Here is an 18,042-nt window from a genome sequence, read left to right as displayed (position 1 = left end):
AAAGTTCTCGTTACCCCTACCCTTGGCTTACACTGTGGGCTGACACGAACAGGGATGCAGAGCTTGGCGCACCGTCGACACCACAAATGGCAGAGCAAGGCGATCGCCCTGATACTACTGATGCTGTTGCCGGCCATCGCGTTCAGCAAAACCGCGCCGAGCCTACAGATTACCGGCAACGCCAGCGAAGCGGTGACTCATAATATTCAGGCCCTGATCGATCTCTCACGTTACCCCTGCCACCCCCCCAAGGCCCAATATGGGCTGATTCGCCGGCATATCATTACCAACAGCACCGGCGCATTACAGGCTATGGGTTATTACGATAGCCAGCTAAACCTGTCCACCGATGAAAACAGCGGCTGCGTCAGCTTCACCCTGGATGTCAACACTGGCCCCCCTGTGATACTCAAGCACCTACAAGTGGAAATTACTGGCGATGCAGCCCAGGACCCGGCGTTCTCCAAGCTGCTGGAAAAAGCCCAGTTGGCCATCGGCCAACGGCTTCAGCATGATCGCTACAGCAACCTGAAGAAAAACCTGCAGCAGCACCTGATCAGCCGCGGCTATGTTCAGGGCGAACTGACAGTGCACACCCTCGAAGTGGACACAAAACAACACCGCGCCAGCATCACCCTTCATGTGGACAGCGGGCCGCGCTATCACTTCGGCGAGATCAGCCTAACCGGCAGCGTGCTTGAGCGTTCGCTGGTCAACGCCTATGTAAGTTTTCAGGAAGGCGAACCCTACGACAGTGGTCGCATGTTACAAACCCAGCAGGCATTTTTGGGCGCCGGCTATTTCAGCGCGGTGCAGGTACAAAAAGGTGACCCCAACGACACCACCCGCCGGATTCCCGTCAGCATTACGCTCACCGACAGTAACCGTTGGTCGCTGCTCACGGGTATAGGCATCAGTACCGATACCGGGCCACGGGTGAGGCTGGGCGTGGAAAATCGCCGGGTAAACGAAGCAGGGCACCGCTTCCGGGCAGAAACCGAGCTCTCTGAAGTGCAACAGGGCGCCGGGGCGAGCTATCAGATTCCGCTCAAAGACCCGCTCCATGAACGGCTCGATCTGCACACCAGTTTTATCAACGAAAACACCGACAGCAACGAAAACGAACGCTGGAGCACTGGGGCCGATTATATCATCGAGCTGGAAAATCACTGGGTAGCGACCACCTCTCTGGAGTTGCTGCGTGAGACCTATCAGGTCGCAGACCAAGTAGATCAAGCCGAATTGTTGATACCCGGATTCCAGTTAAGCCGCGTCAAAGCCGACGACCCGGTCTACCCAACCTTCGGCTGGCGTCTCAGCACCGCCATGCGTTTTGCTACCCAGAGTCTGTCATCCACCGCGGACTTTTTTCAGTTCACCAGTGGCGCAAAAATTCTCTTTCCCTTACTGGGCGGGCGCATGCTGATGCGTACCGACTTGGGTTACACCGAAGTTACTGATGTGACCGAACTCCCCGCCTCTATCCGCTTCTTCGCCGGCGGCGACTCCAGTGTGCGTGGTTTCGCTTATGAATCTCTGGGCCCTGAAGACAGCAATGGCGAGGTCATCGGCGGGCGCAACCAGGCCACTGGCAGCCTGGAATACGACCATCCGCTTACTGAAAAATGGCACTTGGCCGTGTTCACCGATGCCGGCAATGCCTTCAATGAATTCGATGAATTTGAACCCCGGCATAGTGCAGGTCTGGGTATTCGCTGGCGCTCCCCACTGGGCCCCATCCGGCTGGATCTTGCCCGGGCCGTGGATGAGCACCGTGACTGGCGCGTGCATCTGAGCATGGGGCCAGACTTATGATCAGCCGCCAACGCCTGTTCGGCTTTGCCATGGGTAAAATACTGACCCGTGGCTTGCTGGTACTGCTCAGCCTGTTGTTGCTCTGCCTGCTGGCTCTGGCCTTGCTGCTGGGCACCGCCACCGGCAACCGCTGGATACTGGAACAAGCCACCCCCTTTATTCCCGGCGAACTCACTCTGGGTGAATGGCATGGCAGCCTGCTCAGCGGCATCACCCTGAACCATATCGACTACCGCTACGAGGAACTCAATATCCGCCTGGACCAGCTCAGCGCTGAGCTGGCACCACACGCCCTGCTGAAAGGCTGGCTGGAACTGACATCGCTATCACTGGGCACCTTGCACATTACCTTACCGCCCGCCGATGCTACCCCGTCACAGCCGGCCTCCCTGCCGGATAGCCTGTCACTGCCTTTCGGTATCCGCATCGACGCACTCACCGTAAACACCTTCCAGCTAAACGACGCCGTCCTGATTCGTCAGCTGGAAGCAGATAACCTGGCAGCCTGGCGACGCTTCCAGATCGCCCGTCTGCAAACCCACACCCTGGCCGACGCCAACGTAAAGGCTACCGCCCAGGGCAAGCTCACCGCCCCCTTTGATGTACAAGGCACCGCCAGCTGGACACTGCCGCTACCCGAAAGCGATACCCTGCAAGCCAGCCAGGCCAATGGCCAGCTGACCCTGACCGGCCCGTTGAGCCAGCTCCAAGTGCATCATCAGCTTAGCGGCCCGGTGAAACTGCAAAGCCAGGGGGAATGGCTGCTGAAAGATGGCCAATGGCAAATCGCCATGCAGCACCGCTGGCCCGCTCAGGCATTGCCGCTAACCCTGCCGCAACCGCTGGCGCTGGGCAAAGGGGAGTTGGACACCCATGGGCCACTCGACGCACTGCAGCTGAAAGGTCAAACCGGCCTCGCCAGTGGGGAGCACAACGTGGCGATCACTCTGGATAGCGCCCTGATACCTGGCGGCGTCACCTTGCACAATCTTACCGTCAAGGACGGCGAGCAAACGCTGGCCAGCCGCGGGCAAGTCATGTTTAGTCCGTTAAGTTGGGATCTGGATCTGAGCGGCGACCTGGATACCGCCCTGCTGCACCCACTCCTCCCCGGCCAGTTGGCCATCGACGGCCACAGCAAAGGACAGTGGGACGGCGACCGCTGGTCCCTGTCTCCCAGTGAGCTCACCCTGCGCGGTAACGTTCGCCAACAACCGTTATCTTTGAGCAGTACAGTGCAAAGCCAGATCGCCAACGATAAGCAACAACTGCAGTTACGCAGCAAAGGACGCTGGGGCGATAACCGGTTTCAGTCCAATGGCCAGGTATGGCCACAGTGGCAACTGCACAGCGAGCTGAACCTCACACAGTTAGAACAACTCTACCCCGGACTGGCAGGCAACCTGGCAGGGCAAATTCAGCTTCAGGGCCGTTACAGCGACCCCGCCCTCAGCGGCCAGCTCACTGGCAATAACCTGAGTTGGCAAGACTGGTCTCTGGGTCAAATGCAAAGCCGGTTTTCGCAATTACGGCTACCGCAGACATCCCGACCAGAATCGATGTCACTCACCTTGAACGGTCATCAGCTAACGCAGGCCAACACCGAACACGTCGGCACTTTTACCCTCAGTGCCGACGGCACTTGGGCCGAGCACCGACTCACCGCTAGCGCCCGCCGCGATGCGGTGGAACTCAACACCCGTTTGCAGGGGGGCATGAATGCCGCAAGTAACACATGGCAAGGCATTCTTGCCGACACCCGGCTACAACACCTTCAGCTCGGCACCTGGCAACAGGATACCGACAGCACCTTGCGCCTATCGGCCCAGTCTCAGTCTTTGAGTCCGTTCTGCCTGGTTCAGCTCCCCAGCCGCCTGTGCCTGCAAGGTAACCGCGCCGCCAACAACCTGGAAGCACAAGCCCGCTTGGCCGACCTGCCCCTGGCCCTGATCAATACCCTACTCGGCCCCACTCTGTCGATGGAGGGCACCGTCGATGCGAACCTTTCAGTACAGGGGCCGCTGGACAATCCGGAAGGTCAGTTTGCCCTGCAAACCCGGGACGCCAATATCACCATCAATGCGGCGGATGCGCCCCCTCCGCTGGAAATCAAACAACTAAGCCTGCACGGCAACCTGGCCAATCAACGAGTCAACAGCGAGCTAACCCTGACCACCGCGCTGGGCAATGCCCATGCACAACTGGAACATGGGCTGGGGCTCGACACCACGTTGCAAGGCGACGTGGATTTTCATCTGAGCAGCCTGGCCTTTATGGAACTGTTCACCGCCGACCTCCGTGAAGTTAAAGGGAGCATCGACGGCGACTTTTCCCTCGCCGGCAGCCTCCGCCAACCCGTCATGAACGGCGCTATCACACTGCACAACGGGCAAGCATTAATTCCCTTCCTCGGTGTGGATATAGCCGATGTACAGGTAACCATCCAGGGTAACCCCCAGGGCCAGCTGGATATCATCGGTTCTGCGCAAATGGGATCGGGCATCGTGGCACTTAATGGTGCTGTGGATCCCAGCCAGCCGAATATCCCCATGCAGCTTACCCTCAGCGGCGACCGTCTTCTCGCCGCCGACCGGCCCGATGCTCGCATTTGGTTAACACCGAATCTGACTCTGACAGGCTCACTGGAAGGGCTGAACCTAAGCGGCTCCTTGACCATACCTGAAGCCGAAATTAGCCCAGTGGAAATTCCAGAAGGCGCCATCACCGTCAGCAAAGACCAGGTACTGGTGCACCAGCAGGCGGACAGCACCACTCCTCTCCCGCTGGCCGTGGATGTAACCCTGACACTGGGAAAAAAGGTGCATTTTAAAGGGTTCGGGCTCGATGCCATGCTCGGAGGGTCCCTGCAAGTGGAGCAGAAACCCCAGCGTCCACCGCAACTCAATGGCGAGCTGATCATCCGCGAAGGGCGCTATCGGGCCTACGGCCAGAACCTGGCCATCAGCGACGGCCAGCTGATTTTCCAAGGGCCGCCGGATAACCCTGGCCTGGATATTCGCGCCATCCGCAAAATCCCCAGCGAGGGAGTCGTGGTGGGTGTGCAATTGAGTGGCACCTTGCAAGAACCGAATGCATCACTGTTTTCCGACCCCAGCATGGAGCAAAGCCAAGCCATGTCTTACCTGCTCACCGGACGACCATTAGAAAGCGGCTCCAAGAGCGAGGGCAATAAAATCGCCCAGGCATTGGCATTGTACGGACTGGAAAGAGGCAGTGGTGTCACCGAGAAAATCGGCGACAAACTGGGGGTGGATGACATCAGCGTTGGCAGCGACTGGGAAAGCGATGACGCTGCCCTGATGCTCGGCAAACAACTTTCAGAGCGCTTATATCTGACCTATGCGGTAGGCCTGTTCGACGCTATTTCCACCGTCATTTTGCGCTACACCCTGACACGAAGCTTGCACCTGGAAGCACGCTCCAGCAGCGAAGCTAACAGCATCGATGTGATCTGGGAGAAAGAACTGAGGTAAGAGCAGCGACTAGCGCTGAACTACTAGCTGGCAGAAAGCATAACGCCTCCTGTAGAAGGCACGCACTTTTCCGCCTTGTCCTATCTTTTTTCGTAGAGTGTAACTCAATGCGGCAGCGCGTAGGTCCCGGTGACGTGAGCCACCATTTCATCATTACCCTCACTGAACAGCTGTACTTCCAATACCGCAGCGCGCCGGCCCAACCGCAAGATCACCGCTTCAGCAATCAGATCCGCTGGCGCCGGGCGTGACAAAAAATTGATGTTCAGGTTCTGCGTTACGGCCATCTCCACCTGGCCCAACTCAGCCAAGATCGTCGCGTACATGGCCGCATCGGCCAGTCCCATCATGGTGGGCCCTGAGATACTACCGCCGGGGCGCAGGGTCGAAGGTCGAAACGGAGAGCGCAATCGCGCCCTTTGCTCCCCTACCGCTTCGATCTGCAACCCCTCTTGCGAAGCCGCCGGCAAGCCTTGGTAAATCAGATCCTGCACTTGTTGCGCATTCAACATATCTATTTCTCAATTAACTCAGAGAGCCCAAGCATACGAAAGCCGAACAGATAAACACAGTGCAGGAAAACGCGGGTGACTGGTTAGCGGTGTCCTTTGCCCATAGAATGGAGGGCTTATCGAATTAACTGGCCGAAGACTTCCTTTTATGCGCACCTCCCAGTATTTACTTGCTACTGTTAAAGAAACGCCGGCAGACGCCGTTGTGACCAGCCACCAGCTGATGCTGCGTGCTGGCATGGTCCGTAAACTAGCCTCTGGTCTTTATACCTGGCTGCCATCCGGGTTACGGGTACTGCGCAAAGTGGAGCAAGTGATCCGTGAGGAAATGGACCGCGCAGGCGCTCAAGAGGTGCTGATGCCAGTGGTGCAACCCATGGAGCTGTGGGAAGAGTCCGGCCGCGCTCCGGCCTATGGCCCGGAACTGCTGCGTATTACCGATCGGCACAACAATCCCTTCTGCCTGGGCCCCACCCATGAAGAAGTGATCACCGACATGGTGCGCAATGAGCTGCACAGCTACAAACAGCTCCCCGCCAATTTCTACCAGATTCAAACCAAATTCCGTGACGAAATTCGCCCGCGTTTCGGCATCATGCGCTCTCGCGAATTCATCATGAAGGACGCCTACTCCTTCCACACCAATATGGACTCCCTGGCAGACACCTACCAGATCATGCACCGCGCCTACTGCGCCATCTTTGATCGCCTGGGCCTGGATTACCGCCCGGTAGAAGCCGATACCGGTGCCATCGGCGGGGCCGCCAGCCATGAATTCCATGTGCTGGCCGAGTCGGGTGAGGATGATATCGCCTTTTCCGATGGTTCCGATTACGCGGCCAATGTAGAACTGGCGGAGGCGTTGACACCCACCAGCGAACGCCCGGCCCCGGCGGCGGCCATGGAAAAAATCGATACGCCCAATGCCAAAACCATCGAAGAATTGGTAACCCAGTTCGATCTGGCTATCGAGAAAACCATCAAGACGCTGGTAGTGAAAGGGGCGGAAGAAGGCCAGCTGGTAGCATTGCTGGTACGCGGTGATCACGAACTGAACGATATTAAAGCCGAGAAACTGGATGCCGTCGCCACACCGCTGGAATTTGCCAGCGAAGAGGCGATTCGCAAAGCAGTAGGTGCAGGCCCCGGTTCACTCGGCCCCGTAGACCTGCCATTGACGGTTATCGCTGATCGCAGCGTGGCGGTGATGAGCGACTTCGGTGCCGGCGCCAACGAAGACGGCAAACACTATTTCAATATCAACTGGGAGCGTGACGTGGCGCTGCCGCACATTGCTGACCTGCGCAATGTGGTGAACGGCGACCCAAGCCCGGATGGTAGCGGCACGCTGACCATCAAACGCGGTATTGAGGTTGGTCATATCTTCCAGCTGGGCACCAAATACTCCGAAGCCTTGGGTGCCACCGTACTGGATGAGAATGGTAAATCGGTGGTCATGCCCATGGGCTGCTACGGCATTGGCGTCACCCGCGTAGTCGCCGCTGCCATTGAACAGAACAACGACGACCGGGGCATCATCTGGCCAGAAGCCATTGCACCGTTCCAGGTAGCCCTGGTGCCGGTGAACATCAAAAAGAGCCCCCGCGAGAGAGAACTAGCGGAAACGCTCTACGCAGAACTCACCGCCATGGGTATTGAAGTCTTGTTCGATGATCGAGAAAAAGAACGCCTGGGCGTGAAACTGGCCGACACCGAACTGCTGGGCATACCCCATCGCATCGTGATCGCTGAACGTGGCATGGACAACGGCGTGCTCGAGTACAAGGGCCGCCGAGATGCGGACAAGACCGAGGTGGCCATGGACGGGATTGTGGCGTTCCTGAAAGAGAAGATGGGAATGAGTTGATCATTAAAAATGGATAGCTGTCGCAAGACAGTAAGTCATTCGTCGAAATGCAAGAGGCCGCGCCCATAGAATGGGCGCGGCCTCTTTGCTTTTGAGAATCACCAACGGCCCATTCGCGCCGTTATCAATTATCCGCTAGACCTTAACGCTCCGCTTTACCGCCATCACCTGGCTCATGGTATTGTCGCCGTGGGCCGTCAGTTGCCAGAGCGGTAGGCCTCGGCTGTCTTTTTCCGCGGAGCGGTTAATCAGCCCCAGTGCTCGCAGATGAATTTTCACCTGATTAAAGGCATGAGCCGCCAGTACTACGTTGCGTACCGCATGAGCCCGGGGAAAATCTGCCTGTACATCCCCCAACGCTTTACGGCCAATAAAATCTTCCAGGGCCTTCTGCAACACCGGCTCAACTGCCGGGTTCAGCATCAGTGGTGCCACACAAGAAAACGCCTGATCCCAGCTGATTCTGGTAGTCACCATGGCCAGCTTGCAATCACCGCCCTCATAAACATTACAGGAGTAATCCAGCGCCACCTGGTCCCCGGCACGGGCCAGGGTTTTCAATGGTGGACGAGCCTGGCCAAGGGCCTCTTCCCGCTCTTTCTCCAGCAGCTCGATACGCGCCTTCAGCGCTTCACTCTCGGCGCTACCACCTTCGCCAGCCTGATCCGCACGCACCCACCCCACCGCATGATGCTCGCGCATGAGAGTGGGGATAACGGTCCCCGCCAACTCATTCAGGCCCGCTTCGGTGCTCCAGCGATAACAAGTCACCTTCTCTTCCAGCAGGCGAACAAAATCATCCCGGCGCACTTGCCCTTCACGGCTAGGTTCGCGTTGTGCCTCTGGCAGCGCAGAAGGGTTTTCATGGATAAAGGCAACAATCGGTTTGCGCTTGGTCGCCGCAAAGATGTACTCGCGATGGATCTCACTAAGCCCCATGGGAGACAAGGTGCCATAGCGACCTCCCACAATCAGAATGAAATAATCGCTGGTTTCGATCAGCCTTTGGATCACCGGCAACAGAGCATTACCGTCTGCAGCAGAGCTGTCCAGCCCGGTGGGGATCAGGCCATGGGCCAGCATGGGCAGCATCAGCGCCTGGCGCGCTCCCTGCATATCGGGAAACGTGGCGCTGATGAAAACCTGATAGCGTTTGTTGACTGTCGCGCTCACCCTGATCGAGACCTCATTCTTTGTTGTTCCGGCCTGCTGGACCGTGTCGGTGGACGGCTATTAAAGCGCCTGACTGCCTTGATCACAAGCCACCCTATGGCCCAAAAGCCTAGCACAGACGCAACATGGGACATTTGCCCAGTTCATGCTAGCCTGAGCGCTGCCTGCACCACGTTCGGGGCCGCTATAATGGCCGGCAGGAGCCTTAACCGGTTGTTGAAAAACCCATTGCGTACTCTGTTTTCAGACTGGCTCGCACTTTCGGCGCCCTTTAGATGGTGTAGTCCATCCATAGTGAAAAGGCAACAACGAGTACGGGCCAACGGAAGGGCGCAGTTGCTGCATTTTTTTGTTAGGAAAGGGGTCACCCTGTCTGCCACGGAAAAACACAACAACTGCACCCTCATTTAGGCCACGCAGCACATACAAAGGGATTTGCGTAGCCTGCTAGCAATCCACTCTCAAAGCTTACAGGAAAGGGACGTCATGCAAACCATTGCCTTTTACAACCTGAAAGGGGGCGTAGGTAAAACCACCACCGCAGTCAACGTGGCCTGGCATGCTGCACGCTGGAAACACCGTACCTTGCTCTGGGACCTGGACCCTCAGGGGGCCGCCAGCTTCTACTTGGGCGTGGACGATGGCGATGGTTACAAAGCCGCTAATCTGATCAAGGGCAAACAACCCATTGGCCGGCTTAAAAAGGAAACCCGTTGGGCCAACCTGGATGCGATTCCTGCCGACCTTTCCATGCGCAATGCGGATATCAAATTGGTCGAAAATGGCGGCGCCAAAAATCGCCTGAAGCAGTTGATTGCTCCGCTAGGAGAAAGTTACGAACTGGTGATTCTGGATTGCCCCCCCACCTTGAGCCCAGTGGCGGAAAGCATCTTTGCTGCCGTGGATTATCTGTTTGTCCCGGTCATCCCCACCCACCTGTCAGTGCGCGCCTTCCAGCAGGTCCTCGACTGGCTAGACAGCAAAAACTACAAGAACCTGACCGTGGTGCCGTTTTTCAACATGGTGGATCGCCACCGGGATCTACACGTGGAAATGCTGGTGAAACGCCCCAAAGCAATGAAGGACGGACTGAAAATCTGGATACCCTACTCCACCCACGTGGAGCAAATGGGCGACCACAAAGCCCCTGTCGGCGAGTTCGCTCCCTACACCCCAAGCGCCCAAGCGTTCCGCGCCATGTGGTTCGAGATTGCGGGAAAACTGAAATTATAACCTCTCTAGGCAGGAGTACTTTTCATGAGAGGCGAACCCCGCCAATTTCCTGATGGCATTGAATAGAGAACCACAGCGAGCCCCGCCCTACTTGGTGGCTCCGAGCACGGTTCCCAAGGGCGCCAATGTGGCGCCAGGAAAAAGCTTAGTTCAGCATGGTCTGTGCCAGCACGCCCAGCATCGTCATGCACAGCACCATCCCCCATAGCGGCACCTTGCCGCTGTACAGCAACAATAAACCAGTCAACACCGCCAACAGATCCCAAACATCATGCACCGCGGAAACAAACACAGGCTGATAAAGCGCCGCCAACAGCAACCCAACCACTGCCGCATTGATGCCCGCCACCGCCCCGGCTAGTGCAGGACGAGAAGACAACCACTGCCAAGCGTCCATCAACCCCAACACCAGTAAGAAACCGGGCAAAAAAATGGCCAGGGTGGCTATCAATGCGCCCCACCACGGGCTAGCCGGCAATAACACAGCCCCTAAGTAGGAGGCCAATGAGAACATCGGCCCGGGCACCGCTTGCGCGGCGGCGTAGCCGGTGAGGAATGCATCCGGGCTCAGCCGTGAGCCCACCAATTCCTGCAGCAAGGGGAGAACCACATGGCCGCCGCCGAAAACCAAGGCGCCGGCGGTGAAGAAATCATTCCACAGCGCCAGCAACGGTCCGTCAGTTAACAGCGCCGCCACCGCTAACAGCCCAAACAGCACCAAAGGACGCAGCCGTAGCACGGGCTTGCCCACAGCTGGGCCGGCTAGCCCCGGACGCAACCAACGCCACCCCACAACCGCCGCTAACAGCAACGCGATCACTTGCCCGTAGAGGGTAGGCCAACCGATTAACAGTAACGCCACCACCATTGCCAAACACCGGGTCAATTTATGGGTACAGAAGCGCCGCCCCATATTCCATACCGCATCAGCGACCACGACCACCGCCAGCCACTTAAGCCCGCTGATCACCCCCCCCTGCAGCCAGAGCGGCAATGCGTTGGCATAAAGGGCCAGCAACCCCATCAATAGAAAAGACGGGAGCGTAAAGCCGATAAACGCCACAAAAGCGCCAGCCACCCCACCCCGTAACCGGCCAATGGCAAAGCCCAACTGGCTGGATGCCGGCCCCGGCAGAAACTGGGTGAGCGCCAACAAGCCCGCAAAATCCTCCTCATTCAGCCACTGCAGTTGCACCACGAAACGCTGATGGAAATAGCCCACATGCGCCGCCGGCCCGCCAAAACTGATCACACCCAACACCAAAAACTGCCGAAAAATATCGGTCATTAACTGCACTCACACCTGTTAACAATACTCAAAACGCTACCACACCGTAGTGTCAGTCGGATGTCATCGTTTCCGCCGTGCAGGTATACTCCCGACCATGCAATCCAATGCCCACTCCGTGCTCGAACATGTCTTCGGCTATCATCAGTTCCGTGGTGAACAACAGACCGTTATCGATACCCTGATACAAGGTGACGACGCCTTGGTGCTCATGCCCACCGGCGGCGGCAAGTCTCTTTGCTACCAGATTCCCGCACTGGTGCGCGCAGGCACCGGTGTAGTGATCAGCCCATTGATTGCACTGATGCAAGACCAGGTGGATGCCCTCAAAGCGTTAGGGGTAAGAGCGGCCTTTCTTAACTCCACCCTGGCGCAGGATCAGGCTCGGGCGCTGGAAAGCGCCCTGCTGCAGGGTGAGTTGGATATGCTCTACATCGCCCCGGAGCGGCTAATACAACCACGCACCCTGGCGCTACTGAAACAAGCTGAGATTGCCCTGTTTGCCATTGATGAAGCCCACTGCGTCTCCCAATGGGGCCATGACTTCCGCAACGACTATCTGCAGTTATCCTTGCTGCACCGGGAATTTCCTGATGTGCCGCGCATTGCACTGACCGCCACCGCGGACCAGCGCACCCGCACGGAAATTGCTGAACGGTTGGACCTGACCCAGGCACGGCATTTTGTCTCCAGCTTTGATCGCCCCAATATCCAGTACCGCATCGAACGCAAGGACGGCGCCCGCAACCAGCTACTGCGCCTGCTGCGCTCAGAACACGCCGGCGAAGCCGGCATCGTCTACTGCCTGTCACGTAACAAGGTGGACCGGGTGGCTGAATGGTTATGTCAGCAAAGCATCAATGCTCTGCCTTACCACGCCGGGCTGTCTGGCCCCATGCGGGAAAAACATCAGCAGCGTTTTTTGCGCGAAGACGGCATCGTCATGGTGGCAACGATTGCTTTTGGCATGGGTATCGACAAGCCCGATGTACGCTTTGTGGCACATCTGGATTTACCCAAAAGCATCGAGTCCTATTATCAGGAAACTGGCCGCGCCGGCCGCGACGGTAATCCGGCCACCGCCTGGATGGCCTATGGACTGGAAGATGCCATCAAATTAAAACAGATGCTCGCCCAGGGCAGCGGCAACGAGCAACACAAGCGCAATGAAAACCAACGTTTGGAAAGCATGCTAGGGCTATGTGAAATCACCCACTGCCGCCGTCAGGCCCTGCTGCATTATTTTGGCGAAAGCCTGGAAAAATCCTGCGGCAACTGCGACACCTGCCTGCACCCACCGGAAACCTTCGACGCCACCGAGGCGGCTCAAAAGGCCCTAAGCTGTGTGTATCGCACCGGGCAACGGTTTGGCGTCAACCATTTGATCGACGTCCTTACCGGCAACCGCTCGGACAAAGTCGCCAGCGCCGGCCACGACCATGTGTCCACCTGGAACATCGGTAACGAATTCAGCGCTACCCAGTGGCGCAGCATCTACCGTCAACTGGTGGCCCGTGGGCTTCTCACCGTGGACATGAATGGTTACGGGGCTCTCCAGCTCACCGATGCTTGCCGCCCTTATTTGCGCGGCGAGCAGCCCCTGCACCTGCGCAAGGAAATCGCCAAAGCGAAGAAAGCGGGCCTGCGCAAAAGCCAATCCAACGTGGCAGAGGCCGACCGCACACTCTGGGAAGCGCTGCGCGCCTGTCGCAAACGGTTGGCAGAAGAAGAAGGCGTGCCACCCTACGTGGTGTTCCACGACGCCACCCTGATGGACATGCTCGCCATTCGGCCCCGTAACCATCGGGAATTTTCCGCCGTAAGCGGGGTGGGCGATCGCAAGCTGGACCGTTACAGTGACGACTTTCTAGCTGTCCTGAATGGCCACGCAGAGGGTAATGACAACGGCGCGGCAGACGCTGCCGGCCCCGACAGCAACGACATTCTTACCCTGGCCCTGGCCAACATGGATCCGCCCGCCATTGCCCGACAACAGAACGTGAACGAACAGACCATCTACCGAGAATTGAGCAAACTAATTGTGAGCGGTAAGTTGTCGCTGGAACAAGCGTTGGGCCTTAGCGACGTAGAAATCGGTATCATTCAAGATGCCTTGCTTAGCCAGGCTAACTTGGCCGAAGACACGTTCAGCTACCGCCAGATCAAAGAACAACTAGCCGATGACTGGCCCACTGGCGTTCTTCATTGTGTACGTCAAGCCATTCTGGCGCAGGGCTAAACCTCCCTGCGCAAAAACACCGTCTTTTCCTCAACGATCTCTGAGTCCTGTCAGTCAACCGTCTGTTCTAAAATGGTTTTTTCACTCTCTTTCTTCCGTGTCTCTTTTAAACGAACGCGAAAACTGCAGAATCAGGAAGTTGATCAACGATAGCACCAGGGCAATCTCGTAGCGGCTGTAGGCCACCGAAATACCGATTGCACCGGTATTCCACAGGCTTGCCGCCGTGGCGGTTCCGCTAACATTGGCGCCATCCTTGAGAATCGCCCCGCCCCCAATAAAGCCCATGCCGGTAATAATACCGTACATAACGCGCGCCTCCGCATCGGAACCGGTATACACCTGCATCCCCACCAACATATAGCCACAGGCGGCTATCGATACTAACGGAAAGGTTCGCAAGCCCGCGCCACGGGCCTTCAGCTCCCGGTTCCAGGCCACCGGCAGCGCCAACACAAAGGCCATACTCAACTGAATGAGATGAGTGCCCACCTGTGCCCAATCCAGTTCCTCCATGTTGCTCTCCTGCCCTATTCGGTTCCGGCCAGCTCGAAAAGCATTCTTTGCACTTAATAACGCTGTTTTAGCACTGTGATGATGGCGCCGATATAAACAAAAACTTATACCAATACAGCAAAAAACCCCTACCGGATCACGCTAACGTCAGTACAGAGAATAAACAGAGGGGAAGGAAAAAGGGAACAGGAAGAATCTATACGGGAGAAGATGCCAACCATTTGACGGCTTAACCCGATCATCGGCTTTACCAAGCATTACTCGTGTTCGCCGCCCGGATCAGTTAGGCTTGCCGCCCTTTTCCAGCTGATCCTCCCAACTTCATGCATTTTTCAGATCTCGGGCTGTGTGATGCCCTGCAAGCGGCCGTCGCTGAACGTGGCTACGACACCCCTTCTCCTATTCAGGCTCAGGCCATTCCCGCCGTACTCTCTGGCCGTGATGTGATGGCCGCCGCCCAGACCGGTACCGGCAAAACCGCCGGCTTTACGTTGCCGCTTCTGGAGCGCCTGCGCACGGGCTCACCCGCCCGCAATAACCAGGTCCGGGCTCTGGTACTCACGCCGACCCGCGAATTGGCCGCCCAGGTAGCAGAGAGTGTGGCCACCTACGGCAAGAACCTGCCCCTGACGTCCACCGTGGTATTCGGTGGTGTGAAGATCAATCCACAAATGCAACGCTTGCGTGGCGGTTGCGATGTGCTGGTGGCAACTCCGGGGCGCCTGCTGGACCTGTACCAGCAGAACGCGGTGAAGTTTGATCACTTGGAAGTACTTATTCTGGATGAAGCCGACCGTATGTTGGATATGGGCTTTATCCACGACATCCGCAAAATCCTTGCGAAGCTGCCGCCCAAACGGCAGAACTTGATGTTCTCTGCCACCTTCTCGCCGGAAATTCGTGCGCTGGCCAAAGGTCTGGTCAACGACCCGGTGGAAGTGGATATTAGCCCACGCAATACCACTACCGAACTGGTGACACAGTGGATTGCCCCAGTGGACAAAAAAAGCAAACCCGCTTTGCTTACCCATCTGATTCAAGAAAATGGCTGGTTCCAGGTATTGGTCTTCAGCCGCACCAAACACGGGGCCAATAAACTGGCCAAGCAACTGGAAGCCAACGGTATCGAAGCGGCGGCCATCCACGGCAACAAGAGCCAGAATGCCCGTACCCGAGCACTGGCTGATTTCAAGAGTGGCAAAGTCCGCGCCCTGGTCGCCACGGATATCGCCGCCCGTGGCTTGGATATCGAGCAGCTGCCTCAGGTCGTCAATGTGGATCTGCCCAATGTTCCCGAAGATTACGTGCACCGCATCGGCCGTACTGGCCGGGCCGGCGCCACCGGCCAAGCCATCTCTCTGGTCAGTGCCGACGAATTCCAGCAGCTCAAAGACATTGAACGCCTGACCCAGCAGCAGCTGGAACGCAAAATTGTAGCGGGCTTTGAACCAGGCGAACCCTTACCGACCGGCCGCGCGCCCCTTCCCCCCAAGAGCAAGCGCCCCAAAAAGCCGAAACCTGCTTCCGCAGGCAGGAACCGCAACGGCCAGCCCTCCGGTAACGGCCAACGCGCCCAGCAGGGCAGCAAGGGAAACCAGAACGGTAATGGCGGCAATAGTAGCCATGGCGCCAAACCCGCCGGAAATGGACAACGCCGCCGCCGCCCCCCAGGCAACCGCCCCGCCAATGGCAACAAGGCCTAAATGCCGTGGCTATACGCATAACGCCCGGCAGCTGATGCCGAACAAAAACGGGGCCTGCAGGCCCCGTTTTTTGTACTTTCGCCAAACCTTAACGCTGGCGCAACAGGCTCTGATACTGCTCCATATAGGCCTTTAGATCGGTATCACCCAGGTCTTTCAAGACCTTATTGTTCACCGCATGCATCGCTTTGCGGCTACCGTCCACCCCTACATTCAAGGCTTTCTGGGACACAAACCCCACCTTCACTTCCTTGGTATTGGCGACAAAAACTTCATCAATCACCTTATCCGACACATCGTTCATGGCACGGATTACCAGCGACACCTCTTCGGTCCCTTTACCCGCGGCACACAGTTCAGTGGCCTTGCGAAAGCGCTCGGCAAAATCATCATCTACCGCAAACGTCATATACGCCTGGTTGTTGTTATCGTCACCGGCCGGCCAGTACATCGCCTTTACATTGGCCAATACCGGAGCAAATTCCTTGCTAGTGATTTTTTTAAAAATCTGGCGAGTCAGCATGCTGGACGCTTTACTCCCCGTAGAAACGGCAAAATCGATCACTTTTTTCTGGCCACCAGAAAGCTCTGTCCTGTTGGCCGGCTCCAAAAGAAGCAGGCTGATAACACGATCGGTCAGGTGGTCCACCATCTCAATAAACTTTTCTGCGCTGTCTTTGCGATCGTTTTCAACCGCATGAATAAAATCTTCTGTGCTGTTCACCAGCGCCGGGTTTGCGGAAATCGCCACCACGTTTTGCATTGTTAGGTCCTTGCTTTGCAGGTCTGTGTGCCTAGGCCGCCCGATGGGCGCCCGATCAAGTTGGCCATAATAACGGGGCCATGGACGCAGGGGAAACGCCGATCAGGCCGGAATAACAAAGGCTATACGTCTATAGGGCTAACGGGGGTTATGTGTAACCGAATATCAAAGTGCCGATCCGCCCCGATATACCTGTTCGAATGTTGCCCCACACCAGTGATAATAGGCCCCCTAGCAGAGCCTGCACCTGAATCAGTCACTTAGACGTAAAAAGGCGGGAAAAGCCCCGGCCACCTCAAGATAAGCAACGGCACCGAGACGCACCTGTGTCATCAATCCCAGTATATCGACCACACAGGCAATAAAAACGCTTATCACTGTTACTATTGCTGTTCTATTTTTGATCTTTCGGGTATGGCCTTGGGAGCCCCCCTTCCTTACACCAACCGGTAACCGATACTGCCCAGCACCGCCAGCACCACTATCCATTTGGCTGTCACATAGAACGGCTTGTTCTTTCTTTTCACGGACTTAAGGAACGCCTTGTAAGCCAACACCCCCTTGCCCAATTTGTTGCCAATACCCGTATGGCTGCTATCCACGTTATCGATCATGAACAAACGATTAAAGAACCAGCCGAAGAGCCAATAGCTCTTCTGCACCCATTTGATTTTCATAGGCCGGTCCACGTCCGTCATCAAAATAATGCGAGGCGTCTCGGTACGGTTCCAAGCGGAATGGATATAGGTTTCATCAAAGATGATACTGTCGCCATCACGCCAGATGTAATCCTTTTCGTTCACCGTCAACCCGCAGCTTTCATCGTTTGGTGTACTCAACCCCATGGAGTATCGCAAGGTGTAAGCAAAAGGATCATGGTGTCGATTAAGCTTCTTGCCCGGCATCAGCACCGCGAACAAGGCGATATTGAGCGTCGGAATCTGCTCCAGCAGCGCCATGGTTTTAGGTGCTAAATTGTAGGCGGAGGGAAGCTTATTGTCGTACACCTTCAAATAGAAGCTAGTCCAACGGTTATCTTTGTAGAAGCTGCTCGCCGGCAGGTCGTCCTTGGCCGTAATCAAGCCGCCGTGGTATAGCGCCACAGCCTCATCACGAATGGTTTCCCAATTATCTTCAATCAGTTGAAGTTCCGGCAGATGCGACAAGTCGATACGCGGTGTTGTTGGCACCTTGGACAGTAAATAGGCGGGAATATTGAACGGCACCATAAAGGTGGAGAAATCTGACAACTGGCGCTTCAAGCCAAACGGCTCGCGATTACGCATCCGGATAAAAATAATACAGCCGGCATACATCAGCAGGCAGGCCAGAATCACAGTCATTCGTTTTTCCCTAGGCTCTGGGCAGACCTGCTGCCCGAAATCGACGAAGGTGATCTTAAAGCAAATCTCGGCGCAAAACCGGCATAATACCCACCA

12 protein-coding genes are annotated in these 18,042 nt (G+C 56.7%); 6 read left to right on the top strand and 6 right to left on the bottom strand.

Annotated features, from left to right (window positions below):
• The first annotated feature begins 54 nt into the window (after nucleotides 1-54).
• Together ABNH10_RS00245 and ABNH10_RS00240 are read left to right on the top strand one after the other, a co-directional pair.
• Nucleotides 55-1,815, top strand: coding sequence for an autotransporter assembly complex protein TamA (locus tag ABNH10_RS00245; protein WP_349384213.1), 1,761 nt, complete (start codon nucleotides 55-57; stop codon nucleotides 1,813-1,815).
• A complete protein-coding gene (locus ABNH10_RS00240; protein WP_349384212.1) occupies nucleotides 1,812-5,309 on the top strand; it encodes a translocation/assembly module TamB domain-containing protein in 3,498 nt (1,165 codons plus the stop codon). Before ABNH10_RS00245 ends, ABNH10_RS00240 begins: the two co-directional genes overlap by 4 nt.
• Before the next feature lie 104 nt (nucleotides 5,310-5,413).
• On the opposite strand, the gene ABNH10_RS00235 is transcribed toward ABNH10_RS00240, so the two are convergent.
• Nucleotides 5,414-5,821, bottom strand: a complete 408-nt coding sequence (locus ABNH10_RS00235; protein WP_349384211.1) for a PaaI family thioesterase — start codon at nucleotides 5,819-5,821, stop codon at nucleotides 5,414-5,416.
• 148 nt (nucleotides 5,822-5,969) lie between these two features.
• Here ABNH10_RS00235 and ABNH10_RS00230 point away from each other — a divergent pair, with 148 nt between their 5' ends.
• On the top strand, nucleotides 5,970-7,688 hold the full coding sequence (locus ABNH10_RS00230; RefSeq protein ID WP_349384210.1) for a proline--tRNA ligase: 1,719 nt from the start codon (nucleotides 5,970-5,972) through the stop codon (nucleotides 7,686-7,688).
• A gap of 135 nt (nucleotides 7,689-7,823) precedes the next feature.
• On the opposite strand, the gene ABNH10_RS00225 is transcribed toward ABNH10_RS00230, so the two are convergent.
• Nucleotides 7,824-8,861: a DUF4062 domain-containing protein gene (locus ABNH10_RS00225; protein WP_349384209.1), complete on the bottom strand. Its 1,038-nt coding sequence runs from the start codon at nucleotides 8,859-8,861 to the stop codon at nucleotides 7,824-7,826.
• A 486-nt stretch (nucleotides 8,862-9,347) separates the two neighbouring features.
• On the opposite strand from ABNH10_RS00225, the gene ABNH10_RS00220 reads away from it, so the two are divergent.
• Entirely contained in the window at nucleotides 9,348-10,094 is a 747-nt protein-coding gene (locus ABNH10_RS00220; protein WP_349384208.1) for a ParA family protein, read from the top strand.
• A gap of 145 nt (nucleotides 10,095-10,239) precedes the next feature.
• Here ABNH10_RS00220 and chrA read toward each other — a convergent pair whose 3' ends face one another.
• Complete coding sequence (gene chrA / locus ABNH10_RS00215; RefSeq protein ID WP_349384207.1) at nucleotides 10,240-11,382, bottom strand: chromate efflux transporter; 1,143 nt, start codon at nucleotides 11,380-11,382, stop codon at nucleotides 10,240-10,242.
• Nucleotides 11,383-11,479: 97 nt separating this feature from the next.
• Between chrA and recQ the strand changes: the two genes are divergently transcribed.
• Nucleotides 11,480-13,621 carry a DNA helicase RecQ gene (recQ, locus tag ABNH10_RS00210; RefSeq protein ID WP_349384206.1) on the top strand — a complete coding sequence of 714 codons (2,142 nt, stop codon included), beginning with the start codon at nucleotides 11,480-11,482 and terminating at the stop codon, nucleotides 13,619-13,621.
• 81 nt (nucleotides 13,622-13,702) lie between these two features.
• On the opposite strand, the gene ABNH10_RS00205 is transcribed toward recQ, so the two are convergent.
• Complete coding sequence (locus ABNH10_RS00205; protein WP_349384205.1) at nucleotides 13,703-14,137, bottom strand: MgtC/SapB family protein; 435 nt, start codon at nucleotides 14,135-14,137, stop codon at nucleotides 13,703-13,705.
• A gap of 323 nt (nucleotides 14,138-14,460) precedes the next feature.
• Between ABNH10_RS00205 and ABNH10_RS00200 the strand changes: the two genes are divergently transcribed.
• Nucleotides 14,461-15,840: a DEAD/DEAH box helicase gene (locus tag ABNH10_RS00200; RefSeq protein ID WP_349384204.1), complete on the top strand. Its 1,380-nt coding sequence runs from the start codon at nucleotides 14,461-14,463 to the stop codon at nucleotides 15,838-15,840.
• Between the two features lie 88 nt (nucleotides 15,841-15,928).
• On the opposite strand, the gene ABNH10_RS00195 is transcribed toward ABNH10_RS00200, so the two are convergent.
• The gene (locus tag ABNH10_RS00195; RefSeq protein WP_349384203.1) at nucleotides 15,929-16,603 is read right to left on the bottom strand and encodes a hypothetical protein; all 675 of its coding nucleotides are present in this window, start codon (nucleotides 16,601-16,603) and stop codon (nucleotides 15,929-15,931) included.
• A gap of 437 nt (nucleotides 16,604-17,040) precedes the next feature.
• Nucleotides 17,041-17,946: an aspartyl/asparaginyl beta-hydroxylase domain-containing protein gene (locus ABNH10_RS00190; RefSeq protein WP_349384202.1), complete on the bottom strand. Its 906-nt coding sequence runs from the start codon at nucleotides 17,944-17,946 to the stop codon at nucleotides 17,041-17,043.
• Nucleotides 17,947-18,042: the final 96 nt, after the last annotated feature.

The organism is Alcanivorax sp. (assembly GCF_040119285.1).
Classification (GTDB): domain Bacteria; phylum Pseudomonadota; class Gammaproteobacteria; order Pseudomonadales; family Alcanivoracaceae; genus Alcanivorax.
This window is presented reverse-complemented; position numbering and strand designations above follow the sequence as displayed.

Excerpts from the sequence above, each read along its gene's own strand:
- ABNH10_RS00245 (WP_349384213.1), top strand. The coding sequence starts at position 55 with ATGCAGAGCTTGGCGCACCGTCGACACCACAAATGGCAGAGCAAGGCG.
- ABNH10_RS00240 (WP_349384212.1), top strand. The coding sequence starts at position 1,812 with ATGATCAGCCGCCAACGCCTGTTCGGCTTTGCCATGGGTAAAATACTG.
- ABNH10_RS00235 (WP_349384211.1), bottom strand. The coding sequence starts at position 5,821 with ATGTTGAATGCGCAACAAGTGCAGGATCTGATTTACCAAGGCTTGCCG.
- ABNH10_RS00230 (WP_349384210.1), top strand. The coding sequence starts at position 5,970 with ATGCGCACCTCCCAGTATTTACTTGCTACTGTTAAAGAAACGCCGGCA.
- ABNH10_RS00220 (WP_349384208.1), top strand. The coding sequence starts at position 9,348 with ATGCAAACCATTGCCTTTTACAACCTGAAAGGGGGCGTAGGTAAAACC.
- chrA (WP_349384207.1), bottom strand. The coding sequence starts at position 11,382 with ATGACCGATATTTTTCGGCAGTTTTTGGTGTTGGGTGTGATCAGTTTT.
- recQ (WP_349384206.1), top strand. The coding sequence starts at position 11,480 with ATGCAATCCAATGCCCACTCCGTGCTCGAACATGTCTTCGGCTATCAT.
- ABNH10_RS00205 (WP_349384205.1), bottom strand. The coding sequence starts at position 14,137 with ATGGAGGAACTGGATTGGGCACAGGTGGGCACTCATCTCATTCAGTTG.
- ABNH10_RS00200 (WP_349384204.1), top strand. The coding sequence starts at position 14,461 with ATGCATTTTTCAGATCTCGGGCTGTGTGATGCCCTGCAAGCGGCCGTC.
- ABNH10_RS00195 (WP_349384203.1), bottom strand. The coding sequence starts at position 16,603 with ATGCAAAACGTGGTGGCGATTTCCGCAAACCCGGCGCTGGTGAACAGC.
- ABNH10_RS00190 (WP_349384202.1), bottom strand. The coding sequence starts at position 17,946 with ATGACTGTGATTCTGGCCTGCCTGCTGATGTATGCCGGCTGTATTATT.